This window comes from Rhizobium sp. SG570 (assembly GCF_012275345.1).
GTDB classification, from domain to species: Bacteria; Pseudomonadota; Alphaproteobacteria; order Rhizobiales; family Rhizobiaceae; genus Rhizobium; species Rhizobium lusitanum.
This window is the reverse complement of the sequence record NZ_JAAZQI010000036.1, coordinates 1-24,041: the sequence shown is the minus strand read 5'-3', so window position 1 is coordinate 24,041 and position 24,041 is coordinate 1. Positions and strand designations below refer to the sequence as shown.

Here is a 24,041-nt window from a genome sequence, read left to right as displayed (position 1 = left end):
TGCGCAACGCTTCGCCGTTCACCCGACTCGATCAACCGGTGGGGAGATCAACGTTGAGAGAATGATTGGTGCCGTGATGCCAAAACGTCTTCACAGCCGTCATTGTTGAAACAGGTCCGCGGATGGAGAAACGATGGGGGTACGATGTCTTGGTTAAGCGGCCGCGGCGGATATCAACGGCGTTAAATAGCTTGTTCAAAGAACTGAAGATATCGGGTGGTCGCGTGCTCAAGAGAGTAGCGCTTGGGCAAAAGAGATGCGTTGCGAATCCGCAGACCATCCAATGTGGTTTTGAGTGCATCCGCCACAGCGTCTGGATCTGTCGGCGGCACATATTTCGCCACGATTTCCGGGAGCTTCAGGTGGCTGGATAAAATTGCGGGCAATCCAGACGCTGCCGCTTCAAGTGGCGCAATCGCTAAGCCTTCTTGCCTGAGGGAGGTGAATAGGAAAACATCTGCCGCGCTCAAAACCATTGAAAGATCGCCGCGGGATACGGGTCCGAGAAAATGCACCTTGTCAGAAATATTCAGGTCTCTTGCCATCGCTCGCAGCATTGGCTCAGCATTGCCCTCACCGGCCATCAGATAGGCAATATCCGGGCGCTTCAAAGCAAGGCGCGCAAAGCCCAGCAGTGACTCGCGAACCCCTTTTTGCAAGATGAGGCGGCTCAGCGAAATCACGACAGCTGTGGCTGGACCTATACCCAGCCTCTGCCGAAAATGGCTGCGCGCTGCCGGATCGAAACTAAATTCCGCTTCGCGCACACCATTCTCAATCATGGTAATGGGTGTGTTGCGCACAAGCTTCGACATCGGTTGCCGCCGGAGTGCGGCGTCCACAGCGGGACCGATAGAAACGATTCCGGAATAATAACCAAGCCGCCAGTCTCGCAGTAGATAAGGGACGTTTCGGACCGCGCCTGCCCAGGAAATGGGCGAGCGAACGGACAATTTGGAAACAATCTCCCCCCAAGGCGTGCCATGTGATTGCAAGACGACGGGGGTTCGACATTTTGTCCTTATCCGGGCATCCAATATTCCGTGTGCACCTCCGCCAATACCCATCACCAGATCAACGCTATTAGCGTATGTGTTGAGGAAAATAGCCTGCGACTTTTGCCACCACGCTTTTGAGTATCGGCCACTGGCGCAATCTAGCGTTTGAAGCTTGATACCATCGACAAGCGTTTTGCGACCAACTCCACGGATATCTGTGGTGAGAAATCCAACGTCATGTCCGTGTGAAACGAGGGTTTTGGCAAGAGCCCATGACACTATTTCCATGCCGCCAAGTTGATGAAATGGCGTTGATCTCGACACAAACAGAAGTTTCATGAGGATTAGAGGCTCTTGGACTTGACGCGCGGCAGGCGCATATAAATAGCACGAAGGCGATCAACCGATTTATCGCCAAGGTGTCCACGAAGCCAACGCGCCAGAAGGCGCATATTGGTGATCCGCTGTTGCAGTGCCTTAGGGGAAAAGCTGTTGGGCATGCACATCTCTGGCCCTTCCAGGGACAGAACCGGCTTGCCACTCAATCTGGCAATGTCGTGGGCTTGATGCAGTTCGCTTTCAACAAACAGTGTCGCGGAACTTGATCGATAATAAGCCGCTTTGTGCGATCCATGCACGCCTGCTTTGCGTCTCTCCATTGCATTTGGAAGATCAAGCATGATCAATCGACCATAGACAATTCCGTGGCGACGCAACCAATCTTCCGTTTCGGGACGATATTTTTCCAAACGGCTCGTCACCAGCGCCTTGACGGGATGGCTTGGCAGATAAAGCGGGCGGGCGTGCTTGAGAAAATCGAGATAAGCCGGCCCGTCATCATTTTCTAAATAGTTTGGATCATGACAAAGAACGCCATCGATATCCAAGCAAGCGTCCTTCAGAATTCCCGGATGATGCAAAATATTCCATTCAAAAATCCGTGGTGCATCAATGATTTCCATGACAATATCCACGGAATCCCGAATAGTCGATGTGCCGTAGACCACGCATGTCGTAACCGGCGGCAAGGCATTGCTTGCAGTATTCAGCTTTTCAACGGCTTTGGCTAAAGCTTCTCCCGTGCGACTGCTATCGTCAACAATGAGGGCGCGACGATAATGCGACGCATTGTTTTTCCGTCGCCGTGTCGTTCCTGTCTCGAACACGCGGCCCGAACAAAATCCATCCAGATCGACGAGAGGCAAGTTGAGTGAAAGTGCAATAAAACTCGCCACCAGAATGCCACTGCGAGGAATTCCCACGATTAAATCAACATCATTCGGAATTTTCCATAAATTTTGAAGAATATCCCTCTGTAAATCTTGATAGTTCTTCAGTTGCATTATGATTGACCCTCAGTATTAATCACGCATTGATTGAAACTTCACAGTACAAAATTCAATCTATAAAGATCGATAGAGGTCGATGCACTTCCGCGCGACGGCATCCCATGTAAAAGCGGAACTGCTAACGGATGGAAAATGGCTGCTCCCAGCCCGTGAGAGTGCCTGATGCCATTTGGCGACATTGCCCGGCTGAACGGTGATTTGACCTGCCATTTTGAGAAGCTCCCCAAGCCCGCCAACATCAGATCCGATAACGGGCGTTCCTGCGGCGAGCGCCTCAAGCGCCACCAGCCCCAGAAGTTCCGGGCGTGAGAAAGCACGGCCTTGATAGTGCTCGACGGAGGGAACAAGGAGAAAGCCTATAGACTTATGCAGTCTTGCCACAATCTCATCAGCCGCATCTGATACGAAGGTTACGTCCTTGTTTTGAGCCAGTTGCTTGAGAGACGCGAAATAGGCCTGATCCCTGGGTTGACCTGCCAGGATCAAACGACGCCCTGTGGGCAGCGCTTCAATTGCGATATGCGCACCCTTATGGGGCACCAAACGGCCAATGAAACCAAAATCATAGTTCTGTTCAAGCGGTTCTGCATCGGGCAAGTGATCGCCGCCGCCCAGAATGACCATATTCTGTTTTATGATGCCTGTCGGATCAATGTCCTGCCTGCTCCATGCGCTCACATAGCCTGCGGCATTGATGAGACGCAGCCGCAAGCCCCCGAGTGCACGGCCCGGCGTGAGCGCGCCGCCGCCATGGTCTGTCAGGACTAGAGGTTTGCGCAGCAGCTTGGCCAGCAATGCGGCATAATCAAAACCGGGGGTGTTGAGCTGGTGAACATGCACAATGTCACATCGACGCACGAGATCAAAGAAACGGCGCGGTGAAATCGGGTGCGCTGGCGCATCGAGATCGACGAGTTCCGCAAATTCCCGCATGGATCGGACGACGGCGACATCCACGGTCAGGCCGTGAGCGGGCGCGGCACGCGCCAGTTCCGTCACATAGCGTTCGCCACCGCCTTTCTTTGCACCACCAAAGACCTCTAGAGTGACAAATAGAATATGCATTATTCAACCCCTTCCAGTCGTTTGACGAGAACTGCGGGGGCACCGGCATAGGTGCCAGGGTCGGTTATCGAACGGGTCACGACCGAATTCGCCCCGATCCTCACATCGTTGCAAATGGACAAACTGCTGCGTAAAGGTGCGATGATTACGGCACCCGTGCCGATCTCTACACGGTCACCGATGGTCAATCGCGACTTGGTGCCCGGAGAATCGCTGACCGACAGCGTGACGCCATGCCACAGCACCACATCGCGACCAAGGGAAACATTGGGGTGAACGACGATGTTCATCGCAAAATGGCCAAGCGCCGGAAGCCCGGCAAGCGCCGCTTCGGGAGGAAGAATCGCCCTGAAAAACAGGAAGAGATAGGTCTTGATCAGGCGCGCCCTGCGGCATTTACCTTCGCGGTGATACCGTGTGGACAACAGCCAGAGGCGGTTGGGTTGCGTCAGGAGCATATCAGCTTGCGTCTTCGTTGTTTGGTTTTGAAACGCCACCGCTTTGACGCTAGGCACGCAGCCGAATGACAAGGGCAATTGCTGTTGCGAGTGCTGCAGCCTGCGACCAGACGCTGATCCAGGCTGCCGTCATGGCGTCCATGCTGTGCCACGCGGCCCAAAACAAAAGGATCGTCGTCAATGCGGCGGCGGCCTGCCCTAGCGAGTTGTAGCCGGGCATGCCCAGCCCACCGAGATAGGTGGCGGCGATATTGGCCCAGTAAGCGATAAACGTGCCCAGCAGCAGAATGCGGATCAATTTCACCGCTGGCGCAAAATCAGTGCCAAACACAATTGGAACCAGATAGGGAAGCGTCACCAGGATAGGGATGGTCAGCGCCACCTGCGCCAGTCCGCCCAGCAGAATAGAGCGGATGACCGCTTCTCTATGGATGCCGCCAGCGACCTCGGCCAACACATTGCGCGTGAGCACTGCGGTGATGATTGCGGGCACTTCTGCAACCGTGACGGCCACCGAATAATATCCCAGATCGTTTGCCACAACAATTGCTGGCATGATTGCCTGATCAAGCCGCGCGGACATCGCGGCAGCAATCGTTCCGAAGGCAGACAGCATCGCATAGGATAAAAACGATGCTCCCGTGAACTCTGGTGCGGCGCTGCTGCTTTGGCGCGTCAATGCATATGAGGCATCCCCACCACGCGGAAGCCGAAGCACTGCCGATGCGCCGAGGCCAGCGATCATATAGATAGCAGCAAACGCAATCACGGATTTCACACCGATGAGCCAGAGCAAGACGATGGCTCCGACGCGGAAGGCAGAGGCCAGCATCCGTTCCAGATCCAGCGCCCCATATCGGCGCATTCCCTGGATGTGGCCGCGGCGAATGGCAATCAACGCACTGGGCAAGAATGCCGCCCAAATCATCAGCATGAAAACCCGGTTTGTATTGAGCTGCTCGGCAATTGTGGCCGAGTAGAAGAACAATGCTGCGCCCACAAAAAACGTCATGACCAGCGCCATGATCGCCGCTAACCGAATAACCTTTTCTGCCGGGTACTGCCGACCGATGAAATAGGTGACCGCAGAGGGCACGCCAAGGGCCGCCACGGAGCCGGCCAAGGTCATGGGCTGCAGAATGCCTGCAAGCTGGCCCCGCCCGGTGGCACCGAGGGCGTGCGCCAGAAGGGGGGCCGTGATGATTCCTGCGGCCGGCATTGCCGCATAAGCGAAGAGACTGCGCATGAGCGGTAGCGCCTCGCGAATATATCGCATCAGCATCCTAAAGCGCACCTTCCGCGACCTGTCCTCCGTTGGAATCGAGCAGTGTTCGAATTTGCTCAAGGCGCGAGTCCCAGCTGTTTTTGCTGAAATCACCCGGCGGCGGGGCATATTCGCTCGCGCAGGCGCGAGCAACCGCCTCTGCTACCCCCTCTGACGAGGCAAGCGTGACCCCGGGAATCGCACGGTCCGATATGCTTGGCAATTCCGTTGCCACAACCGGTAAACCCGCAGCCAGATACTCGTAGACTTTCATTGGAAACACACCTGTCGTGTATTGATTGAGATGATAGGGGATGATCCCAACCCAGCTCCTGCCGATTTCTTTGGCCATCTCCTGCTGGTTCAGCGTACCAAGATAGGTGACCAGCGGTGAGGCCAGCAACCGGGTAAGTGCGGGGTCTCGCTTTGTGCCATCAATGCTGAACGGCCCTGCGAGCGCGAGCCGCACGCCCTTGCTGACAATGGCTTCAAAGATTGCAAAGTTGAGCTTGCTGGGTGTCAGATTGCCAACGAAGATGGCCCGCCGCTCACGCGTGGCGACCGGCGCACGCATGCCCTGAAACAGGTCAATATCGGCAACATTTTCCCACACCATCGGGTTTGCGTGCTGTGCCCGCAGATGGTCGGCCACCCCCGTGCTTGAGGCAACCAGAGCATCCGCCCGCGCGATTAGTTGACGCTCGGCTTGCAGCAATGCCTCGCGCGGAATGCCGTCAATCGTATGCAGCAGATCCACTGAATGATACACGACCATTGCCGCCCGCTCCTCCAGCCCATAGGTCAAGGGTGAGAAGCTCCAAAGCGCATAGCGCTCAGGCAGGCGCGGCAGGATGCGGCGCTTGATCATCCATCGGTTGAAGGCACGCACCAGCGAAAAAGCGTGAAACGGGATGACCATGGGCACATGCCTGTGCAGCGCATCAACGGCTTCGCAGCGCTTGCCGGTGGAATTGATCGTCGGGTGACCATGCTCTTTGCGAAGGATTGTCAAGACACGCGCTATGATTCTGCGCAGGTCCTTGAGCCCCAATCGCGGCGCGCGCAGGCCGAGGGATTCGATATAATGCACCTCACGCTCGGCCACGAGGCGTGTGGCGATGTGCTGCTTGTTGGTCCAGATCGGTGCATCGATATCAGCCGTTGACAGGATCACAACCGGCAACGGTCGTGTCTTGAATTCCCCTTCTTGCATGGTGAGAACGCCTTTCAAAGGTCTTGTTCGGTGAAGGACCAAAATCCTGTCAGGTTCCTGACAGGAGAGCGCCTGCCGGAATGGCAAGATCTGCGATCAACCCGCAATGGTTGGAGCCGAAATTGGACGAAATACGCGATAATTTCCGCGCCATCAGCGGCGTCCGAATGAAAATATGGTCGATAGATACGCCCAGGATTCCAGCGCCGATCGCGCCATGTTGCTGGCTCAAAACCAGCCGTTGTCATTCCGGTGCGCTTCAACAGCCCTTGCATGTTGGGCCTATGGTTGCCGCGTTGAAATCGCCCGCAAGCAACAAGGGACCCTCAATCTTGCTGAGGGCATCACCAAGTCCCACCAGTTCATCTGCGTGGTAATTGTCAAAGTAAGGCTTGCTCAGATGGGCGGCGGCCGGATTCAGCGTGGTGCCGCCCAGATGAATGCGGGCCATGGCAAATCGATCCTTGCGCAGATCACTGAGATTGCGAACATAGATGTTTTCAAGCGGATATTTTGACAGCAGCATCAGGTCGCACGTGCTGGTATGGTCTCCGCAGCCTATTCGATAGGGATAGGTTTTTGACAGGCGATCCAGATGTGAACCAACCGGGGCGGCTTCCATGACATAGGCAATGTCTGCGCCCGATTGCAGAATGTAATCAGTGATCGCGCCACCGTTTTCGAGATTTTCGCCCAGTATATTAAACGACAGCTCCCGCAGGTTTAGTGTGCCTCCTGTCTCGACAAGAAATGTCGGTGGTAGCGAATTCCAAACCATCAGAGCAGCCTGGCAAATAATCAACACGGCTGCACACAGCATGGTCAGCGAGACTGCACCGGGACGCAGCACCAGACAAAACAGCGCCAACGGCACCATTGCCGCACCTGCGTGCAATTGAAGGGAGAAAGCCACCGCTGGCCCCCAGAAGTCAGCGGTATATCGCAAGGCAAAAACAGCCAACGCCAGACCCAGCAGAGTGGCGCTAACATGGAAAAGGATGACTCTCATGAACAGTTGCGTCCGGGATTGAGCGGATGGTTGCAAAGGGTTGATGTCTCAGCACCCAATTCAGTTCCTGCCGAATTCATCGACAAGACGGACAATATCGTCCTCGCCCAGATAGGAGCCGGTCTGGATCTCGATCATTTCCAGCAGAATTTTGCCGGGATTGCCAAGCCGGTGCATGGCCCCTTGCGGAATGTAGATGGATTGGTTTTCATGCAGAATGGTGACCTGATCGTTGATTGTGACCTCTGCAGTTCCCTTCACGCAAATCCAGTGCTCTGCCCGATGATGGTGCTTTTGCAAGGATAGTTTCTTGCTCGGATGAACAAACAAGCGCTTCACCTGAAAGCGATCACCCTTGAGAATGGACGTGTAGCCGCCCCAGGGCCGCAAGGATGATGGATGCGTCTCGGTCAGGGCTGCCGTCTTTCTGTCGGCGGCCAGTATTTTCACCAGATTGCCGACGTCCTGCGCGTTGTCCAAACGCCCCACCAAAACAGCATCTTCCGAGGCAATCACCGCCACGCCATCCATGCCCTGCACACCCATATGGGCGTTGTGGGAAATCACCAGCGAGTTTGTTGTGTTCCGCACCGTGACATTGCCCCGCACCACATTGCCGTCCCCGTCCGCCTCTCCGATTTTCCATACCGCATCCCAGCTTCCCAGATCAGACCATTGGATGGAGGATGGGACAACGGCTGCATTGACGGTCTTTTCCATCACGGCATAGTCGATGGAGATCGAAGGCGCTCGCGCAAATGCATCGCCGTCAAGCCGGATAAAATCAAAGTCCATCGTTGCCTTCTCAACGGCGCTGTCAGCAGCCGCCACGACCTCCGGCGCGTGAAGCTCCAACTCAGCAAGAATTGCCGCTGCCGAAAACAGGAACATGCCTGAATTCCAGTAATAACTGCCGGCATCAATCAGCGCCTGGGCTTGCTGCACATTCGGTTTTTCCACAAACCGGCTGACCGCATAGGCACCCTGCTCCAGATGCCCGCCCAGTTCGATATAACCATAGCCTGTCGCCGGTTCTGTCGGTGTAATACCAAAAGTCACCAAATCCCCGGTCGCAGCTGCGGTCAAAGCGGCACGGATGGCTGCCTGGTAATTGTCATCCACCACAATCGCGTGGTCGGAGGGCAATACAAGCAGCATGTTATCGTCACCAAACCGGTCCGCAACAATACGCGCCGCTGCCGCCAAGGCAGGCGCGGTGTTGCGCGCCACAGGTTCCAGCACAATGCCGGACAATACCACGTTCTTTGCGCGCGCCTGCTCGGCCACCAGAAACCGGAAGTCTTCATTGGTCACCACCAAAGGTGGCTCATAGACAATGTTGTCGTTTACACGCTCGAGAGTGGACTGGAAAAGTGTCCCGTCGCCGATCAATGTCAAAAACTGCTTGGCTGCCGTGGCCCGTGACAGAGGCCACAACCGTGTGCCCTTGCCGCCTGCCATAATTACAGGAACGATTTTACCAGTCATATTCTATCCTTCCTCTTGGAATTCTGCACGCCGGAAGCGCTACAGATCGGCATTTCGATGGGAAGAAACAGGCGTGCGAGGCACCTCGTCGGAGGCGCGGTTTTGCGTCAGCTTAGCCTTACGTTCCTTCACCCGGCGCAGCACAAGATAGACCACCACCGCGAAATAACCGGCCTGTAAGCAAATCGAGGAAATGACCGTTCTGAAGAACGTGGTTATGATCGACCCGGAAACAACATAGGTCACCACCGCGAACACAAGCAGCAAACAAAACATCGCAAACAACACATGCGGTGCATACGTCACACCGTCACGATCTTTCATTCTCATCGAGGGAGTTTTCTCGTTCTGTACATGGATGAGCCCTCGTCGGGCAGATGACGTGCACACTGATAGTGAGTTGCCACGCCGGTTCACGTCGCCCGTAAAACAAACTGCCTGTCTTCTTCCAAAACCAGACAGGTCAGATTGCCGGTGATATAGGCACCCGTATCGATATTGATGCGGTTTGGCCTAAAATCCGGCGCACTGACTGGCGTGTGCCCGTGTACGATCATGAAATCATGCGGCGCGGCGCAGTCAAGAAAGGGTTGCCGGATAGCCACAAGATCGTCCAGTGATTGATTTTCAAGCGCAATTCCTGGTCGAATGCCTGCGTGCAGGAAAGCATAATCACCAATCGTCGCATAGGGCAGAAGCCTTTCCAGAAAGGCTTTGTGGCTGGCGGGAATCCGCTTCACCGCCAAGCCTATCACGGTGTGAATAGTGTCGTGGTCAACATCGACAGGAACGACAATGCCGTAGGCATGGAGTGTCTCACGCCCTCCTGTCGCCAACCACCGCAGTGCGACATCCATATCGAGCAAGGCACGCAACATGCTGACATCATGATTGCCTCGCAGCGCCACCACGCGCGGGTTCTGCTGCCGTTCGATCAACTGATCGATGACCTCTCGGGACCGCAAGCCGCGATCCACATAATCGCCGAGAAATACCGTAATACTCTGCTCGACGGGATGCGCGGCCTCGTGGGCGTCAATCCTGGCAAAGGTTTGCGCAAGCAAATCAGCGCGACCGTGGATATCGCCAATCACATACACCCGAACGCCGTCGGGAACCCTTGCCACCTTGCGGGAGGATATCGCCCCTTGCTGCCCAGGCAATCGTTTCCCAACGCGATCAATCAGTTTTCGGATCAAGATCGGTATGCCGTCCATGTGGTCTGGTCTGAATCTTCTGCGACAGGCTCGAACGATGTTTTCTCTCCAAGCGAAATCGTCACGCAGCCCGCGAGAAGAGCTGCGAAAAACATCGCGTTTCCGGGAATTTGCATCGAAAAATCAATGAGCGAATGCAAGACGACAAGAACAAGGCTGGCCAGTCCGATGGCCGGTGCAAAATGATACCTGCGCCGTTCAAGCAAGCCGATCGCAAATGCCCATCCGAGGGTGATAAGCGCCACACCGAGAACAACTACGAAAACGATGCCCAACCCAAGTGCGCCTTCCAGATAGGAATTATGGGCGGCATCCCAGATGCCCTCAATGCCAGAGCATTGCGCAGAGCGATAGGCCGGAAAAACATCAGCAAAACTGCCAAAACCCGATCCCAAAGGCCAGTTGTTCCACACTGCCTGCGCCGTCGATGCGTATGTGCACAGACGTGCCTGATCCACCGATTGGGCACCGATGCGATAGATCACTTTCTGAGCGACAACCACTGCTATAATCGACATCAGGCTGACAATGAGCACAAAACGCCGCCGTCGCACGTTTGATCGACGGCCAGATCGTTTCCTTTGACTGAAGAGCCAAGCAAGACAGATCAGCCCAATGAAAACCGACACCGTTGCGCCGCGCGACTGGGTGGCCGCCAGCGCCAGAACCTCGATCAACATACCGATCAGCAAATACAGCGTCGTCTTTTCCGCAAGGGTCAGGCGATCTGGCGTAAAGATTCTGCGGGCAAACGCCCCAAGGCTGCTATTTTGCAAGTAGAAAGCCAACAATCCCGCATTGATGACGATGCCCATGCCAAAGAAGGTGCCAGCAGAATTTCGGTTGACATAAAAGCCGGTGAGGCTGCCGATATAGGCCGTTTTGGTTTCAAAGCCGAGGGTCATCGGGGCAAACAGGAATTGGCAGAGACTGATTAAGGCAACCCCCACCACCAGATGCGACAGGATCGATAAGAGCAGAAGGGCCTCGCGGCGGCGATTGAAAAGATGCAGTGCGACAACGAAGGTCAATAGCGGCGACCACACGATGATATCGGCTCGTGTCTGTTCCGGTGTCACCGACGCTGCACCATCGACGGGAGCGACCTGAGCCCTGACATAAGCCCAGGCCGGATGTTCCCATGGATTGTTGGGAAAACGCAGCGACTGTCCATATTGGACCGCGGCGAGAACCATGAGACAGACAAGCGCCACGCCCGCGATAAAGGAAATGGGCGGATGCTGAATCGGACGCCAACATACAATCGCGGCACTGATCGCCAGCGCCATGGTGATGACGGCAAGCGGCTCGAAGTCCACCGCGCCGAAGGTCAGCATAGGGAAAACAAGCACGAGGCTAAAGATAACGCGCATGCCCGTGAAAAAGGCTCCTGCCAGGCTGCTGCTCTCCACATCGCTTCCCCTGATGTTCAGTCCTGACCGGGTGACTGTATGAACCTTTGAAAATGCCCCAAACGGCCTATTTTGCGCAGGCGGCCACGAGATCCGCAGGACGCCGCAACTCAAGCTCTGCTCCCGGGGGCCCATTGAAAACTGGCGTCTGGCAGGCCGCAGCCACAGGATAGGAAATCCCAAGCGCATCAATCGTTCGCAAGATGCGAACCCGCCGATCAAGGCGCTGCTGGTCAATCATGGTTCTCATCAGCTGTCGCGATTTTTCGCCGCTTTCGACATAGAGAGTGGCAATTTCCGAGGGTTCGCTCAGCCGGATAACGCGTTCAAGGTCAAGACCATACTGGGGAGGCAGTGATGTCCGTCCCGAATCGATCAAATTGCTCACCAGCCGCAACCGAGGGATCATGATCCATTTTTCCGCCGGTGCGTAGAAATAGGAGAGATCCAGCGATCGACTGAGGGCCGTCATGTCGCCGCCTTGCTGCACCAGAATTTGCGCGCGAAGGAGCCATGCATTGCCATCTGTCGGTGTGCATTGGAGTCGCCGTTTCACGGCCTGATCCGCGGCAGCAAGAAGGTTTCTGATGTCGCGGTCACTGGCTTCGGATAAAACTGCCTGATCGAGCGCGCCCAGACGGATTGCCAATGCGCCACGCGACACCTCGTCTAGACAGCTATTGCCTGCGGCCCGCATTGATGGTGATTCCGCAACGTCTGCGAGAACACGAGGGTCTATCCAACTGCTGGCATCCAACGCCTCTGCCCGCTCTGTGAGCGACTGACGATAGAGTGTTGCAAGTTCCACCGCGCGCCCAAGACGGCGCACATCGCTGGTCGGCAGGAGTTGCAGCAGCACGTCGTTGGCTTTCAGAAACAGAAAGACGCTGACCCAGGCCATAAGGGCCAGATACAGAAAACGTCTCACGAGCGCGATTTCTTGCCACTCGACTTCGATCTACGGCTTTCGCCGTCGGTGTAGTAATAGGCATATTTCCCATAATAATATCCGCGCGATTCACCGTAATTGTATTTCTTCATGCGTGCGCTGATGACGCTGTTGAAGATCAGGCCAACCGTTTTCTCGTAGATTTCTCTGTTTTCTTCCAGCACCCGCCGCACGGCGCGGCGCGGCGTTACACCCCATTCGACAACGAAGACGAAGCCATTGAAGAAGCGAGTGATCCCACGAACGTCGATGACGGGTCCAAGCGGCGGCAGATCGACGATGACGTAATCGAACGCGGCGGCGGCGTCCGCCAGCAGTTGCTCCATCTCCTTTGAGGCAAGCAGAACCTGACTGTCGAGAATTCGCTTCTTTACAACACTGGGCAAGAACAGAAGGCCGCTATCTTCCTCTCGCAACAAAAGCTCCTCCAGGGGACGCTCTTTCCGCAGCACCTCGATCAGCCCGGCCGTCACATGGGCCGCAATGCGCCTTGTCATGCCGGGATTGCGAAAATCGCCATCAATCAACAGAACGCGGGCACCCTGCAAGGCCATGAGACTTGCCAGATTCTTGGCCGTTGTTGTCTTGCCCTCGCCAGGCATTACTGAGACGACACCGATGACTTTCGCCCCGGCATCAATCTGAAGATCGACTTCGACCTTTGCCGAGCGCAGCGTTTCGGCAAAACCGGACAGCGGCATATCAAGCACATGCCTCATGATTGGCTCACGCATAAGCACCTGTTGAGGATCGGAGATATCAGACGTGGCAGGTCCGGCTTTTTTAAGCGACAGTTTTTCGAGGACGCCGATGAAATGCAGTCCCGTCACCTCACGCACCTGATCCGGAATACGGAAGCCCTGATCATTATATTCCCGCCATGCCGCCAGAGCACCGCCAATCATCATTCCCAACAAACCCGACCAGACCATGATAAACGGAATACTGGGCCAGCTTGGCTTGCTGGGCAGGGTGGCGCTTGTGATGGTCCGGGCCTCTGTGGTCGGGAACGATTGTTGCTGAAGCGCATCCTGATAGCGCTGCAAAAATGTCGTATACAAGCTCTGGTAGCTATCGGATTCCCGGATCAATTGGCGCAATTGCACCATGACCTCGTTGGAGGACGTCTGCTGCCCCGCAAGAGTATCCATCGAATCGTTGAGTGTTTTCTCACGCGCCCGGGCAACCTCAAGGTCGGAGGTATAGGTCATGGCAATGCGCTTCAATTCCGCGAAGATAAGCCGCTGGTATTCGTCCATATCCTTATGGAGGCTAATCACCTGATAGTGCGTGGGACCGAGCTTACTGGTCAGCTCCTGAGCCGTTTTGGCCGCCTTGAGATATTTGGTGCGCAGATCATTGATGACGGGGCTGCCCAATTGATCCGTCACGGCCACATCGGTCTTACCCGATTGAATGATATCCGTAATCTGTTGCAGGCGCGCCTCGGCATTTGCCGTTTGATCATGGGCTGCCGATAGTTGCGTGGTCAGTTCAGTGACCTGCTGATCACCGATAAACTTGCCATCACCCGAAGACACCAGCCCGTGTTGCGCCTTGAACTGCTGGATCGCCATATCCGCCTTGATCGAACTGGTCTTGAGCTCCGTGAGACGATCCCGAAGCCAGCCACTGGCACGCTTGACCTGCTCATAGCGGGCGTTCAATTGATCCGTGAAATAGGCATCAGCATAGGCGTTGGCGATATCGACGGACAGTTTGGGGTTGGGCGATGTGTAGCTCATCGTCAGAATATAGGTCCGCCCAACGCGCTTGACGTCAAGATTGCTCTCAAGCTTTGCGATAATGGCCTGCCGGAAAGCCTGCCGCCTTTCCTCCTCGTTGACCGACGCCGAGACGAACCATGACCCGACGTTCACGATATGCGAAATGGTGCGTGTAACAGCGGACAACAAGCCACCGTCATTCATGAACAACGGATTCTGGTCGAGTTGCAGCTCTTTGCTCACGAGTGCCGCGACGTTATCAGACTTGATGACCTCAAGCTGGCTGTCAATGGCTGCGGTATCAAGCGTAGCATCGGCCAGACTTGCCGTCAGGTCAGACAGGTTCTTGTGGCTGTCAATGATAATCTCATTCGTTGCCGTGTAACGCGGCACCGCCGAAACGCAATAGACCGCGCCGAGCAAGAGCACTGAACATGTCGCGATGGAGAGAACCATTTTTTGCCGACGGAGACCAGCTATCAGCGCGACAACATCGATTGTTGACTGCACTCCGGCTGAGCTGTCCATGGGCGGTATAATTTCAAGACGATTGTGCGCTGCGCGATCGAGCATGCCGGATCCTTATGAATGCAATCTAATTTCTGTTGGGTTCAGATTATACCCAACAGACACCCGATTCCCTTGTCTTCGTTGGTCTTTTCGGGGAAATCGGTTTCCACTTTTCCCTGACAAACGCTAGAATCAAGATTACCTGACGGGACGTTTTCCAGATCGAATCGAGCCGGACGTATGGGTACCCGACATCATGCGCGATGCTCAGCATGTCCGCCGGGGACTGACGGATTTCGAGCAAGTAATGGTCGCGCCCGAAAAACTGAAGGTTTCCGCGGTGTTGGCATGACTTATGCTGCCGCTGGCACTCGTTGTTGCGCCCACCGATGAACCACCGCTGGTTCCATTCACCACGCCACCAAGCCCGCCGCCGGTACCACCGGCACCATCCGCAGCACCAGCAAACAACATCGGCGTATCGGCCGTTGCCATATTGTAGCCAGTCAGCAGGTCACCCAAACCAGAGCCGGCAATCCTGCGCGCGATGTCGTCACCACACAGTTTGTCAACCGCCAGAATCGCTTTGACCGCCTGTCCCAAGCCAGATCCGATGGCAGCCGCTTGCGTCGAATTTGCCGAACGCGCAACCTCCAGGAGCGCGTCAACCGCGGCAGACGGATCGGTCTCCGTCAGTCCCTTGACTTCACCGCTCAATTGCAGCCCACCAACCGGATTGCTCTTCAGGAGCCCTTGCGGATTGGATTTAAAGTCCGAGACCTGCGGATCAGGGAGCTTGTCCGGCAAATTGTATGCCCTGCTGCAAGCGCCGCCTGCTGCCGCAGAGGAAGCAGTCTGCGCCATGGCGGGTAAAGAGACTGCCTGCGCAACGACCGACGTAGACATTACCAGGAACACCAAAAGATGTTTCATATCCAAGATCTCCATGACCTGACAATTTTCGAACAACTAATAAATCGACGATGCTTATTTGGTTCCATATTTTATTATATTTATACTGCATATTCCGCCAAATATAACTCATTTAAATTATATGAATTCAGTTTAATTTAGTATTTCACTGATCGAGATATCGACCGGCACTTCTGGTCGTCGTAACGTTGGACGTTGCCGTGGCTGCCGCACCGGTGATGCCGGTGATGAGCGTGAGGAACTTGAACAGTTCGACCTTGTCGGCGTTTGTGACATAGAGCACGTCACGATCATGCACGAAGAATTTCTTGGCCACGAAGAACGATGAGGGATCGCGGAAATTGGCGCGATAGATCGTCGGCACCTCTAGAACGTCCGGAGCAAAGGCCGAGAGATCCACCTGCATTTTTTCAAGGTTGGCGCGATGCTCCAGCCGGTACAGCAGCACCTGCCCGGGATCGGCCTGAGAATCCAGGAGGCCGCCGGCCTTGCCCACGGCATCGGAGAGCAATACATGCTCCTGCTCGAACTTGAATTGCCCGCTGCTGCCTGAAGCACCAAAAGCCGTAAACGACCGTTGCTCCTGATAGACATAGAGTGTGTCCTCTGGCGCAACATAAATGTTTTCTTTCGAGTCATTCACCAAATTGAGAAAATAGATCGTTGCCTCGGTGCCATGCCGCTGCAATGTCACAAATGTCTCGTAACCCGCGTTGGCAATGCCACCGGCGCGCGACAGAATATCGAGCACGCGATCTCCGGCAGAATTGATGTTCAGCTTGCCGGGCGTGCCAACCTGACCGATGACGGTCACCTGGTTGGACGCCTGACTTGTGACCGAGATAATCACCTGAGGTTCAATGGCCCGCGAGGACAGCTTCTTGACGATCTCCGCTTGAATCGCACCCAGCGTGCGTCCTTTCGCAAGGACCGCACCAGCATAGGGTATGGCGATGTACCCTTTCTGATCCACGGTTTGCGCGGGAAGCGTCACATAGTTACCGGGTCGGGAACCCGCGTCGTTGGGTATGAACAACCCACCCGCCGCGGATTCAAATATGGTGATCGACACTGTATCACCGACGCCAACGGTCAGTTCAGGCGGGCCACTCCGGCCCTTACCAAAGCTCCTGAAAAAGGAACCGGGACCGGGATCACCCAAAACAGCAAGAACCCGTTGAGTGAGATCGATCTCCACATATTTGAAAGCACTCGTGGCGGTTTCCTTCAAGGAAGCCGCTGCTTTGGACACGATGGCGCGTGACCCCGGGCCGCTGCCAGGAAGCGATGAACAACCCGAAACGCCGACAAGCGTTAACGCCGAGAAACAGAACTGTCTTCGCTTCATATGAGAGTCCCTATATGTTGAGCTCATCGATACAAAAAGCGGCAGTCAGGGAGGATTTTCCTGCCGACAGATTGCCTCGAAGAGCCGGATGAGAACGGCGTTAAGTGCCCGATCAGGCCGGACGTCCGATGGAATGGTAGGAGAAGGCGTATCGGGTTACTTCTTCCGCCCTGTAGACATTGCGCAAATCAATGAAGACGGGCTCGGACATCAGCAGACGGAGCCGCGACCAGTCGAGTGCCCGAAACTGATCCCATTCAGTCACCAGTGAAATCGCGCTGGCACCTTCGGCCGCCTCGTAGGCATTGCTGCAGAAGATCACATTTGGCAACATTGAGCGCGCTGACCTGGTACCTTCGGGATCGTAAGCGCGCACCGTAGCCCCCGCTTCCTCGAGCGCTTTGATGATCGACAGTGACGGTGCCTCGCGCATGTCGTCAGTGTTTGGCTTGAAGGTTAATCCAAGGATGGCGATGGTCTTGCCATGCACATCACCACCGCATGCCCGGACGATTTTGCGCGCCATTGCTCGCTTGCGTTCTTCGTTAACGGTCACCGTTGTCTCGATCAGGCGAACGGGACTATCGTGATCCTGCGCTGTCTTGACAAGCGCAAGCGTGTCCTTCGGAAAGCAAGACCCACCGTAACCGGGGCCAGGATGCAGGAACTTTGAACCGATACGTCCGTCCGAGCCGATTCCGCGCGCTACATGCTGCACATCCGCGCCGACCCGCTCGCAAAGATCGGCGATTTCGTTGATAAAAGTGATCTTCATTGCCAGAAACGCGTTGGCGGCATATTTGGTTAGTTCCGCCGTGCGTCTATCCGTGAATATCATCGGAGACTTATTGAGGAAGAGTGGCCGGTAGATCTCCATGAGAACTGCCCGAGCGCGCTCGTCCTGGGTCCCGACCACAATGCGATCAGGTCGCTTGAAATCGGTAATCGCAGCACCTTCGCGCAGGAACTCAGGATTCGAGGCCACCGCCACGTCAATGGGCGGATTCTCGTTTCGGATAATCCACTCAACCTCATCTCCGGTTCCAACCGGTACGGTGGACTTCGTCACCACGACCGTGAAGCGCTTCAAAGCGCGCGCGATGTCTCTGGCTGCGCCGTGTACATAGGTGAGATCTGCATGCCCATCACCACCCCGCGCAGGCGTGCCGACCGCGATAAAGATGGCATCGGCACCTTCAACTGCATCCGTGAGGTCGGTGCTGAACGATAAGCGCCCTTCAAGGGTATTTTTGGCAACGAGTTCCTCAAGGCCTGGTTCATAGATCGGAATCCGCCCCGCGCGCAGAGATTCGATTTTGGCGGTATCTTTTTCAACGCAGATCACATCATGACCGAAATCCGCAAAGCATACACCTGACACCAGACCAACATAGCCTGCTCCGATCATCACGATCTTCAATGCTTAATTCCTCTAAGAACTTGTCTGGGAAAAGCGGAAACAAAATCGGGAGTCTTCCTGGTTCAATCTGAGCCAGGAAGACCGCCGTCACCAATAAGGGCCATGTTCCATGCTACCGCCATCCGGGTGAAGCGATGCTTCGCGCGGGGACGGTAGGAAAACAGAGCCCACGGATGCGGGATCTTATGCGACGATTTCGACACACTCGCGGGCGACGGTAGTACGTACCTGGCCATTCATAAGATTAAGAAGAAGCTCAACCCGCCCCCGGCCGTCCAAGCTTTGGAGGACACCCAGTTGCCCCGATAAAGGACCCTGACTCACCCGCACCTGGGCACCGAGGATCAGTTCCATATCAGGGCAAAATAGCCCATCGGAACCCGTCGCCGCCTGTAAAGCTTCGATCACCCCGTCCGGCAAGCGTTGCGGCCCATCTTGACCCATGACCAGCCGTTCGACGCCATAGGTTCCGTTGACGCTCTGCCATCGGTCACGGGACAGATCCATCAAAAGGAATCCATAGCGAGGGAACAACCACTCCTTGTGGGTAACATAACGGCGGGCGTGCCGTTTCACGACTGTGACCTTTGGCAGGAAATGTATGAACCCCTGTCTGGTGAGATTAGCCTCGGCCAGCCCCTCCGCTCGTGCCAGAGATCGAAAGACGTACCACCTTTGTCCGCGGGTTAGACGCGGATCGACATCAATAGGCATTGTCATCGCGGAACACCTTCAAAGCCGTAAGAAAAATGATCTTCGCGTCCAGCCAGATCGACCAGTGATTGATGTACCAAAGGTCGTGTTCGACACGGGACCGCATGAGTTCGGGCGCCTCTGTCGCACCTCGCAGGCCATTCACCTGAGCCCAGCCAGTAATGCCTGGTTTCACATGATGACGGAAAGCATAGTGCTCAATGAAGCGGTCGTAATAGTCGTCATGAGCCATCGCATGCGGGCGCGGTCCGACGAGCGACATTTCGCCTTTGAGGACATTGAATAGCTGTGGCAGTTCATCGATGCTTTTGCGCCGCAGGATTTGCCCAACGACCGTGATGCGAACGTCCTTTCGCTGCGCCTGCTGAATGTCGGCACCATTCTCGATAACGCTCATGGTCCGGAACTTCAGAATCTTGAATGGGACCCCACCGAAACCGCGCCGATCTTGGCAAAAAAGGATTGGGGACCCTGTTTCAAGCCATATTGCCAAAATAGCCAGAAGCATCACCGGACTGAGAAAAACAATCAAAACCATCGCAACCAGGACGTCCAATGCACGCTTGGCCCAACGTGCGCCAAAACCCAATGGCGCCGACTGCAGTTCAAAACCGATATCCCGGCCAAAGGTGGTGCGGCGATGCTGGTTCAGTCCGACAAACTCCGGATCTGGAAGAAGAACAATGGGGGCGGGCAATGGGCCGAGTTCACGTAGAAGGGCTGCGATATGGCCCGTGTCCTGCCACGCGGCCGCCAGCAAGATCTGATCGCAACACCCCTGCGCTACCGATCGCTGCAAGATGGATCTAACTTCACGGCATCGCTCCGCGAATTCCGGTGCGGAAACGGGAATGGAGTGTCGATCGGTAAGTTCAATCCCAGGGGGAGGCGTCCAAATACTATCGAATTGGGTCGGACGCGCGTGGAGTGTCACAATTTGCATCCGAGCAAACGCAATAGAGCGCTTCTTCAGTCGCACCGTTATCAACCGTGATGCCAATGCATTGACAGTCGTAATCGCAATGAGCGCAGTCAGAGTAAAAATGGCCGAGCCAAATTGAGAGTATTGACCACCGCCCTTTACCGCGAAGCTCACCAGTACAAGAAGCAGAGCAGCAGCCAACCAAGCCATCGCTGACCTTAAATAGCCAATGGAGACATTTATGCTTGAGGCAGCCGAATGGCTCCCCAGCACTGCAGAGACGAGAACGTAGAACGCCACGGACGCGATCGAGACTTCGCTGAAATCAGGCTGAAATGATGACCGTCGCCACAGAAGCAAGTCAGTCAGTACGCCGCACCCGACAATCACGATGCTATGCGACAGGATTAAGACATGCGATAGAGCATTGCGGGTAATGCGCCGCGTCACGACCGGAAAGGAGCGGGCTGCTGAAACCCCGTCCGCCGTTTTTGCGGCTAGATTGACGTCCGACATATCCAGGTTGCCGTGCATTAATCCGCCCTCCCAAGACCGGAGGGCGCTAAAACGAAACGCTGATACGCAATTACTACTGACCCCACCCTGAAGCGGCGCATGTGACAGGTGCCACCGAACACATCTGTGCAACAAGCCTCACGCCAGCCAACAGCTCCTTCCGCAGTCTGAGATGTCACTTTTCCAAGTTCGCCCAATGCTGGACCGACAATTCGGTCGCCCTCCCCAATAAGGGGCATTGTCAGCGGAGTGGCAGCGTCAGGATTGCCCACGATCGACCGAGGTTCACGATCCTTACTCAGTCCTGGGAGAACAACCAGACGCCCCGGAGAACGCGGTCGCTCGCCGAGCGCGATCCGGCGATCAGCACCACCCGATTCCTTCGTCCCAACGGATAGCGCCGCACTTGAAAGCAAACGGTGCTCACTCATTCGAGACCTCGCGCGCACCAGCCCAAATATCCGCAAAACGCCCCAATCAATAGGAGCGGTAATGCGTCAGTGAGCGCACCGCGCAATAAATAAGCGACGGCGAAGCCAGACGCGCCAGCCAAACTCATAGGTAAGACAACAGCAGAGCCGGCGGATCCCTCCGCCTTGGCGAAAACCATTTTCTTGTTTCTAATGCCTTGGTCGTCACCCTGCATAAAGGGGTCCCTTTAAGTAAAAGGGAATCAACCGCTCAGCAATATCGTAGCTTGATTGAAATTATAGACAATTTTACGACCGCTCGCGTCGAAATTTTAACCGGACAAAAGGGACCCGTTATTGTCAATGGCACAGGAGATCATTCTGTAGCCGCAGATAGATTGTGGAACGAGCATAACAACATCCTCGATCCGTGCGGTTTATCTGTCGCCGCGGACTTGAAGGAAGAAGATGATACTAGGTTACGCACGTGTTTCGACGGAGGATCAGAAAGTAGATCTGCAGATCAACGCCCTGAGGGCAGCGGGTTGCGATGAACTCATTACGGACCACGGCCTTTCGGGTCGACACCTCGACAGACCAGGACTTGAAAGGGCTTTATCCAAGCTGAAGGAGGGGGATACGCTGCTCGTCTGGCGGCTTGACCGACTCGGCCGCTCTCTCATCGATCTCGTCCAACTCGTCGACGAACTTGGCAAGCGAGGTATCCATTTTACGTCGCTTATGGAGAATATCGATACCAAATCCTCTAGCGGCAAACTGTTGTTTCATATGATGGCGGCGTTGGCGGAGTTCGAACGAAGTTTGATCAGCGAGCGAACACGAGCCGGGATGGCTGCCGCGAAAGAAAATGGCCAACATATAGGCCGCCCGCCAGGATTAACGGAAGAGCAAGTCAAGGACGCCGGGTCTGCGATCACTAACGGGCGTGATGTAACGGAGGTCGCGGCGCGTTACAGCGTCACTGTCCGCTCCCTCCGGCGAATGCTCAAGAAGTCGGCAACTTTAGCATGAACGTTTCGAATACTTTAATGTTATTGCATATCATAGCGTTAGTCACCGACAGTTATCCAGTAAGAATTACAGGAGTATTTGCCACGCTCCGCTTCGGAGGGAAGATGAAAATCGGCTATGCTCGTGTGTCGACGGAAGATCAGAGCCTTGATTTGCAGATCAACGCGCTACGTTCCGTGGGCTGTGATCAGATTTTCACCGATTTCGGTGTCTCAGGAAAAGGCTTCGACCGGCCGGGCTTGAACGAGGCCCTGCGCACCGTAAGCGCGGGTGGCATGCTTGTCGTATGGCGTCTGGATCGATTGGGTCGGTCGCTACCGAGGCTTATCAACCTTGTGGATGAATTGGGCCAGCGGCACATCGAATTCAGATCGCTGACAGAAAACATCGATACGAGCAGCTCCGGCGGGCGCCTTGTCTTTCACATAATGGGAGCACTAGCGGAGTTTGAGCGTTCTCTGATAAGCGAAAGAACACGTGCCGGAATGGAGGCGGCTCGAAAAAATGGTAAACATCTGGGTCGACCACCAGCCCTGTCTTCTGGGGACATTCAAACCATCCTGCAAGCCTTATCGCAGGGTGCAACGCGGGAAGAGATCGCGGAAGCGTACGCCATTTCCACCAGAACTCTGCAGCGATACCTCACCCAGGAGGCATTACCTGATCAATGCGGCTGTTCTCCTATGAAGACGAAAAGGAGATGCAGCCAATGAGCCATGCCCACGCCGCCTATTTGATTTCACCGTACCCGCCGCAGATAAAATTGCAGCCTCTCAACGGCCTTGACGCGACCTCTCTCGCCGAATTTCTGGACTATACGGCAGTTGACTCGATCCGATTCGATGCCAACCATACCCTTTACTTCGATGATGAGGGCCTTCACGATGGCATCGACCATTATTTCACCCTGGAGGGTCATTCGGATCCACTGGTCGGAAAGTTGCTCATCATAGCGAATTCCTCGAACGCGCCCTTGATCCAAATGAAGGAGGTTGCAAATCGCTTCAAACTTTACCGACCTGTCATTGATCCCGTCATGAAGTCGAGCCGCGCAATTATTGATGATCTCGTTCTGTTCACTAATACAGTCGACAGGTTCGAAGCACGGATCGCGTCGTTCGACATCGACGTAATCGATCAGAAAGATCCCTTTGCTTAAGCGCTACTGCTGTACAACCAGAGTTTGCCGCGCAATCCGAATTTGAAAGTCTATCTTCGAACCCCGTGATTTTCCGCCATGCGGAACTGGGTCGAGATATGGGCGGATCAATTCGATCCTCCGAGCGACGTCGGTGATGGGCAGTCGCGGTCTATAGAGGTGGCCGCTGCTGTCAGCTCCTCCGATGATCATGTTTCCGGTAATCGAATTCCGAATGCCCTCAAAATTTGCTAGGCTGTGAGCGCCGGACGATTCCCCATGCTGAGCGAAATAAACGAATAGGTTCTCTGGAGAAATAATGCTTCCAGGTTCGCGGCAATCCAGCAGCCGCCTGATTTCTTGATCTGGCCGCTCTTTTGGTAGACGTACTTCACGAATAGCGGCCAATCGAATATCCACGAAATATACTGGGAATGACATATGAGCCTTCATTTCTCCGCAATATTCGGCGAGAGTTGCTTGCTGCGGTCGCGACTCACAACCATCATGGTATTTAGTTTTGCGGATATTCTCACGCAAAAGTATCTGCACCGCAATCATTGCATTCCTTCAGTCTCTTATCGCAATCTTCATCACTCGTCTGCGGCGGGTTTGGTCCGATACTCAAGAAAAATATTTCATGGGCGAATCGGGCGTACGCGCGACAGCAATATTTGGAGCCCGTTGGATGGCAAAACGGTGGCTTGGAAATTGATGTATGTTTCCAAAATGTAATTTTTTATTCGGTCCGCTCGATGCTGCGAGATGAGCAAGTCACGGCTGCGGTGTTGTCACATAAACGCGGCGTCAGTGAATTGAGCATAGAGACGGTGGGATGAAGACTCCTGCCGTCAAGCGTTGGTGCATCGGTCGCTGAAAGAACGGATTTCTGTCTTTGATGCTCTGGCTACGCGGTGACGGTTTTGCAGCGGACGGATTTCGGGCGTGC

The 24,041-nt window shown here is 55.0% G+C and carries 22 protein-coding genes; 3 read left to right on the top strand and 19 right to left on the bottom strand.

Annotated elements, in window-relative coordinates; genetic code table 11:
- Nucleotides 1-182: 182 nt before the first annotated feature.
- The 18 genes from FHT28_RS34665 to FHT28_RS34580 form a co-directional block, all read right to left on the bottom strand.
- The gene (locus FHT28_RS34665; RefSeq protein ID WP_168598759.1) at nucleotides 183-1,337 is read right to left on the bottom strand and encodes a glycosyltransferase family 4 protein; all 1,155 of its coding nucleotides are present in this window, start codon (nucleotides 1,335-1,337) and stop codon (nucleotides 183-185) included.
- A 5-nt stretch (nucleotides 1,338-1,342) separates the two neighbouring features.
- Entirely contained in the window at nucleotides 1,343-2,341 is a 999-nt protein-coding gene (locus FHT28_RS34660) for a phosphoribosyltransferase family protein (protein ID WP_168598758.1), read from the bottom strand.
- 60 nt (nucleotides 2,342-2,401) lie between these two features.
- A complete protein-coding gene (locus FHT28_RS34655) occupies nucleotides 2,402-3,412 on the bottom strand; it encodes a glycosyltransferase family 4 protein (protein ID WP_168598757.1) in 1,011 nt (336 codons plus the stop codon).
- Entirely contained in the window at nucleotides 3,412-3,942 is a 531-nt protein-coding gene (locus FHT28_RS34650) for a hypothetical protein (protein ID WP_168598756.1), read from the bottom strand. The genes FHT28_RS34655 and FHT28_RS34650 overlap by 1 nt, the downstream gene beginning before the upstream one ends.
- Nucleotides 3,920-5,152 carry an oligosaccharide flippase family protein gene (locus FHT28_RS34645; protein WP_210255979.1) on the bottom strand — a complete coding sequence of 411 codons (1,233 nt, stop codon included), beginning with the start codon at nucleotides 5,150-5,152 and terminating at the stop codon, nucleotides 3,920-3,922. Before FHT28_RS34645 ends, FHT28_RS34650 begins: the two co-directional genes overlap by 23 nt.
- A gap of 1 nt (nucleotide 5,153) precedes the next feature.
- Entirely contained in the window at nucleotides 5,154-6,347 is a 1,194-nt protein-coding gene (locus FHT28_RS34640) for a glycosyltransferase (protein WP_168598754.1), read from the bottom strand.
- 259 nt (nucleotides 6,348-6,606) lie between these two features.
- Nucleotides 6,607-7,356 carry an endonuclease/exonuclease/phosphatase family protein gene (locus FHT28_RS34635; RefSeq protein WP_168598753.1) on the bottom strand — a complete coding sequence of 250 codons (750 nt, stop codon included), beginning with the start codon at nucleotides 7,354-7,356 and terminating at the stop codon, nucleotides 6,607-6,609.
- Nucleotides 7,357-7,416: 60 nt separating this feature from the next.
- A complete protein-coding gene (locus tag FHT28_RS34630; protein ID WP_168598752.1) occupies nucleotides 7,417-8,844 on the bottom strand; it encodes a mannose-1-phosphate guanylyltransferase/mannose-6-phosphate isomerase in 1,428 nt (475 codons plus the stop codon).
- A gap of 39 nt (nucleotides 8,845-8,883) precedes the next feature.
- A complete protein-coding gene (locus FHT28_RS34625; protein WP_168598751.1) occupies nucleotides 8,884-9,174 on the bottom strand; it encodes an exopolysaccharide production repressor protein in 291 nt (96 codons plus the stop codon).
- A gap of 83 nt (nucleotides 9,175-9,257) precedes the next feature.
- The gene (locus tag FHT28_RS34620; protein WP_168598750.1) at nucleotides 9,258-10,061 is read right to left on the bottom strand and encodes a metallophosphoesterase family protein; all 804 of its coding nucleotides are present in this window, start codon (nucleotides 10,059-10,061) and stop codon (nucleotides 9,258-9,260) included.
- Nucleotides 10,040-11,473, bottom strand: a complete 1,434-nt coding sequence (locus FHT28_RS36955; RefSeq protein ID WP_168598749.1) for an O-antigen ligase family protein — start codon at nucleotides 11,471-11,473, stop codon at nucleotides 10,040-10,042. The genes FHT28_RS34620 and FHT28_RS36955 overlap by 22 nt, the downstream gene beginning before the upstream one ends.
- Nucleotides 11,474-11,540: 67 nt before the next feature.
- Nucleotides 11,541-12,401, bottom strand: a complete 861-nt coding sequence (locus tag FHT28_RS34610) for a hypothetical protein (RefSeq protein ID WP_168598748.1) — start codon at nucleotides 12,399-12,401, stop codon at nucleotides 11,541-11,543.
- The gene (locus FHT28_RS34605; RefSeq protein ID WP_168598747.1) at nucleotides 12,398-14,722 is read right to left on the bottom strand and encodes an AAA family ATPase; all 2,325 of its coding nucleotides are present in this window, start codon (nucleotides 14,720-14,722) and stop codon (nucleotides 12,398-12,400) included. The genes FHT28_RS34610 and FHT28_RS34605 overlap by 4 nt, the downstream gene beginning before the upstream one ends.
- Before the next feature lie 204 nt (nucleotides 14,723-14,926).
- Complete coding sequence (locus FHT28_RS34600; protein WP_168598746.1) at nucleotides 14,927-15,592, bottom strand: hypothetical protein; 666 nt, start codon at nucleotides 15,590-15,592, stop codon at nucleotides 14,927-14,929.
- Between the two features lie 145 nt (nucleotides 15,593-15,737).
- Nucleotides 15,738-16,823, bottom strand: a complete 1,086-nt coding sequence (locus tag FHT28_RS34595; RefSeq protein WP_168598745.1) for a polysaccharide biosynthesis/export family protein — start codon at nucleotides 16,821-16,823, stop codon at nucleotides 15,738-15,740.
- 229 nt (nucleotides 16,824-17,052) lie between these two features.
- Nucleotides 17,053-18,360, bottom strand: a complete 1,308-nt coding sequence (locus FHT28_RS34590; protein ID WP_168598744.1) for a UDP-glucose/GDP-mannose dehydrogenase family protein — start codon at nucleotides 18,358-18,360, stop codon at nucleotides 17,053-17,055.
- Nucleotides 18,361-18,543: 183 nt separating this feature from the next.
- Entirely contained in the window at nucleotides 18,544-19,074 is a 531-nt protein-coding gene (locus FHT28_RS34585) for a transcription termination/antitermination NusG family protein (protein WP_246705046.1), read from the bottom strand.
- Nucleotides 19,064-20,530 (bottom strand): exopolysaccharide biosynthesis polyprenyl glycosylphosphotransferase, encoded by a 1,467-nt coding sequence (locus FHT28_RS34580; RefSeq protein WP_168598742.1) that lies wholly within the window; start codon nucleotides 20,528-20,530, stop codon nucleotides 19,064-19,066. Before FHT28_RS34580 ends, FHT28_RS34585 begins: the two co-directional genes overlap by 11 nt.
- Before the next feature lie 860 nt (nucleotides 20,531-21,390).
- Here FHT28_RS34580 and FHT28_RS34575 point away from each other — a divergent pair.
- The 3 genes from FHT28_RS34575 (at nucleotide 21,391) to FHT28_RS34565 (ending at nucleotide 23,113) form a co-directional block, all read left to right on the top strand.
- The gene (locus FHT28_RS34575) at nucleotides 21,391-21,954 is read left to right on the top strand and encodes a recombinase family protein (protein WP_168598741.1); all 564 of its coding nucleotides are present in this window, start codon (nucleotides 21,391-21,393) and stop codon (nucleotides 21,952-21,954) included.
- A gap of 104 nt (nucleotides 21,955-22,058) precedes the next feature.
- On the top strand, nucleotides 22,059-22,667 hold the full coding sequence (locus FHT28_RS34570) for a recombinase family protein (RefSeq protein ID WP_168598740.1): 609 nt from the start codon (nucleotides 22,059-22,061) through the stop codon (nucleotides 22,665-22,667).
- Nucleotides 22,664-23,113 (top strand): hypothetical protein, encoded by a 450-nt coding sequence (locus FHT28_RS34565; RefSeq protein ID WP_168598739.1) that lies wholly within the window; start codon nucleotides 22,664-22,666, stop codon nucleotides 23,111-23,113. Before FHT28_RS34570 ends, FHT28_RS34565 begins: the two co-directional genes overlap by 4 nt.
- Before the next feature lie 3 nt (nucleotides 23,114-23,116).
- On the opposite strand, the gene FHT28_RS34560 is transcribed toward FHT28_RS34565, so the two are convergent.
- Nucleotides 23,117-23,653, bottom strand: a complete 537-nt coding sequence (locus FHT28_RS34560) for a hypothetical protein (RefSeq protein WP_168598738.1) — start codon at nucleotides 23,651-23,653, stop codon at nucleotides 23,117-23,119.
- Nucleotides 23,654-24,041 lie beyond the last annotated feature (388 nt).